Annotated in this window: 4 protein-coding genes; 2 read left to right on the plus strand and 2 right to left on the minus strand. The window is 70.9% G+C overall.

Features of this window, described 5'->3' with window-relative positions; all coding sequences use genetic code 11:
- The coding region (locus AC27IO_RS22275; protein ID WP_498740814.1) for an MBL fold metallo-hydrolase at nt 1-1,004 on the minus strand (1,004 nt) is incomplete at its 3' end.
- A gap of 143 nt (nt 1,005-1,147) precedes the next feature.
- On the opposite strand from AC27IO_RS22275, the gene AC27IO_RS22280 reads away from it, so the two are divergent.
- Nucleotides 1,148-1,792, plus strand: coding sequence for a TetR/AcrR family transcriptional regulator (locus tag AC27IO_RS22280; RefSeq protein WP_498740815.1), 645 nt, complete (start codon nt 1,148-1,150; stop codon nt 1,790-1,792).
- Nucleotides 1,793-1,805: 13 nt separating this feature from the next.
- Here the strand turns inward: AC27IO_RS22280 and AC27IO_RS22285 are convergent, their stop codons facing one another.
- Complete coding sequence (locus AC27IO_RS22285) at nt 1,806-2,702, minus strand: LysR family transcriptional regulator ArgP (protein WP_498740816.1); 897 nt, start codon at nt 2,700-2,702, stop codon at nt 1,806-1,808.
- A 95-nt stretch (nt 2,703-2,797) separates the two neighbouring features.
- Here AC27IO_RS22285 and AC27IO_RS22290 point away from each other — a divergent pair.
- On the plus strand, nt 2,798-3,082 hold a 285-nt coding region (locus tag AC27IO_RS22290; RefSeq protein WP_498740817.1), incomplete at its 3' end, for a LysE/ArgO family amino acid transporter.

The following is a 3,082-nucleotide window of genomic DNA, read 5'->3' on the forward strand; positions in this document are numbered from 1 at the left end:
GTGTGGCGGGACGGCGCCGGCGCCCGGATGTCCAGCCGCTCGCCCATCGCCGGCGCCACCAGCGGCACGCCGGCTGCGGCGGCCAGCGCGGTGATGCGCTCGAAGGGCTCGGTCCACGGGTGCAGCGACAGGTCGAACGTGCCGTTGTGGATGGGCATCATGTGGCGGCCCTTCACGTCCAGATGGGCCTGCAGGCTCTGCTCGGGCTGCATGTGCACGTCGGGCCAGTCGGCGTTGTAGGCGCCGGTTTCCACCAGCGTGAGATCGAACGGGCCGAAGCGCTCGCCGATGGCCTGGAAGCCGTCGAAATAGCCCGTGTCGCCGGTGAAGAAGATGCGGGTGTCCGCCGTCATCAGCACCCACGACGCCCACAGCGTGCGGTTGCCGTCCGACAGGCTGCGCCCCGAAAAATGCTGCGCCGGCGTGGCCACCAGGCGCAGCCCGCCGAGGGTCGTGCCCTGCCACCAGTCGAACTGCTGCACCTTGGCCGCCGGCACGCCCCAGGCGATGAGGCGGTCGCCCACGCCCAGCGGCGCGACGAAGTGCTCCACCTTGGGCGCGAGTTTCAGGATCGCCGCGTGGTCCAGGTGGTCGTAATGGTCGTGCGAGAGGATCACGCCCGCGATGGGCGGCAGGTCTTCGATGGCCAGCGGCGGCGCATGAAAGCGCTTGGGGCCCAGGAACTGCACCGGCGAGGCGCGCTCGGAAAACACCGGGTCGGTGAGCCAGAACCGGCCGTCCAGCTTGAGCAGCAGGGTCGAATGCCCCAACCGCCACAGGCTGTCGTCCGGCGCCTGCAGCAGTGCGGCGGTGGTCAGGGGCTGGACGGCGATGGGCCGGTCCGGCACCGTGTCCGCGGGTTTGCCGAGGGCGAACCGCCACAGCACGCCGAGCGTCTTGAGCATGCCCAGGCGGTGCCGGGGCGCCGCATTGCGAAAGCGCCCGTCAACGAACTGGGGCGACGGGCCGTGCGGAGCGGCCGGCGATTCGGAACAGGAGGACATGCGGTAAGCCATGGCGATGAGAAAGTGAAATGGCCGGAGAACCCGGGCGGGCAGCAAGGGGGCAAGCAACCACCCCAAAAACTGCACTGCACAGTGTAGTGTTCGATCCAGAAAAGTAAACTGCCGAGTGTAAAATTTTGCCTATGACCGCCACCGCTCCGCCACCCTCCCGCCTGACCGACCGCAAGCGCCATGCCATCGTCCAGGCGGCGATCGGCGAGTTCCGCGAGCACGGCTTCGCCGGCACCAGCATGGACCGGGTGGCCGCCGCGGCCGCGGTCTCCAAGCGCACGGTCTACAACCATTTCCCCAGCAAGGACGACCTGTTCGCCGCCATCCTCGGGCAGTTGTGGGACCGCAGCCAGTCGCTGGCGGCACCGGGGCACGATCCGCAGCGGCCCCTGCGCGCGCAGTTGCTGGAGCTGCTGGAGCGCAAGATGGCGCTGCTGGGCGATGCGGCGTTCATGGACCTGTCGCGCGTGGCCATGGCCGAGATGCTGCACACCCCGGCCCGCGCGCAGGCCATGGTGGCGCGCCTGGGCGAGAAGGAAGAAGGCGTTCCCGCGTGGATCCACGCGGCGCAGCAGGCCGGCCGCCTGCGTGGCGGGGTCGATCCGCAATACGCCGCGCACCAGCTGCAGGGCATGGTCAAGGCCTTCGCCTTCTGGCCGCAGCTGGCGCTGGGTCAGCCGCCGCTCACGCCGGCCCAGCAGCGACAGGTGCTGCACGACGCGGTGGACATGTTCCTGGGCTTCTACGCCGTACCCGGGCCGGGCGCCGCCACGTGAGCGAACGGCGGGCCTACAGCAGCCCCCGGGCCGCCTGCATCACCCGCTGGGCAAGCCGCTCCAGCCGGGACGGCTGCTGCGCCCAGCCGTGCCAGTACAGGGCCACGTCCGTCGCCGCATCGGGCAGCACGTCGATCAGCTCGCCGCGCGCGATGGCATCGCCGATCTGCAGCTCCGGCACCATGCCGTAGCCCAGCCCCAGCCGGATCGCCGCGACGAAGGGCTCCGATGCCGGCACGTAATGGCTCGGATAGGCGCTGGCCTGCAGCCCGAACGCATTGAGCAGCGCATTGGCCTGCAGCGGGTCCTTGCGGTTGAACACCACCGTGGGGGCCCGGCGCGCCGACGCCCGGGTGATGCCGCGCGGCCCGAACCATTGCGCGGCGAATGCGGGCGAGGCCACCAGCCGGTAGCGCATGCGGCCCAGCGGCTCGGCCGTGCAGCCGCGCATGGCATGCGGCTGGGCCGACACGCAGGCATGGGCCAGGCCGGCCTCCAGCAGCGCGTGCGTGTGCTCCTGGTCGTCCACCACCAGCTCGATGGCGATGCGCTCGCGCTGCAGCACGCCCGACAGCGCCGGCAGCAGCCAGGTGGCGAGCGAATCGGCGTTGACCGCGAGCGTGACGGCGAAGAACGCATCCGCCTCCCCATCGCCGCCCGAGAGCCCCGCCAGCAGGTCGTGCTCCATGACGCGGGCGCGCTGCAGGTGCTGCAACAGTTGCCGGCCCGCCCGGGTGGCGCGGCTGGGCCGCCCGCGCACGATGAGCGGCTGGCCGAGCCGCGTCTCCAGCGCGCGCACGCGCAGCGACACCGCCGAGGGCGTGATGTGCAGCGCGGCGGCGGCCTGCTCGAAACTGCCCGCCTCGGCCACGGCGAGAAAGGCCTCGCATTGTTTGGAATCCAGTGCCATGGCGCCCTTGGGGTTGAAAGCTGAGGAATTCTCAGCCAAGTCGATATTTTCCCCATTCAGGACGGGATTTGGCCCCGGCCCCAGACAATTCGCCGATGTGGTCTTCCATCACCCCTTTTCTGCATGGTTTCGGCGCCGGGGCCGGCCTGATCATCGCCATCGGTGCGCAGAACGCGCATGTGCTGCGCGTCGGCCTGCTCGGGCGGCACGTGGCCCTCACGGTGGGCACCTGCATCGCCATCGACGTGATCGCCATCGCCGCGGGCGTGGCCGGCATGGGCGCGCTGATCCAGGGCCAGCCGTGGCTGCTGGCGATCGCCCGCTGGGGCGGCGCGGCGTTCCTGGCCTGGTACGGCCTGGGGGGCGCTCCGCCGTGCGCT

The sequence above is a fragment of the Acidovorax sp. KNOB132 genome (assembly GCF_057541515.1).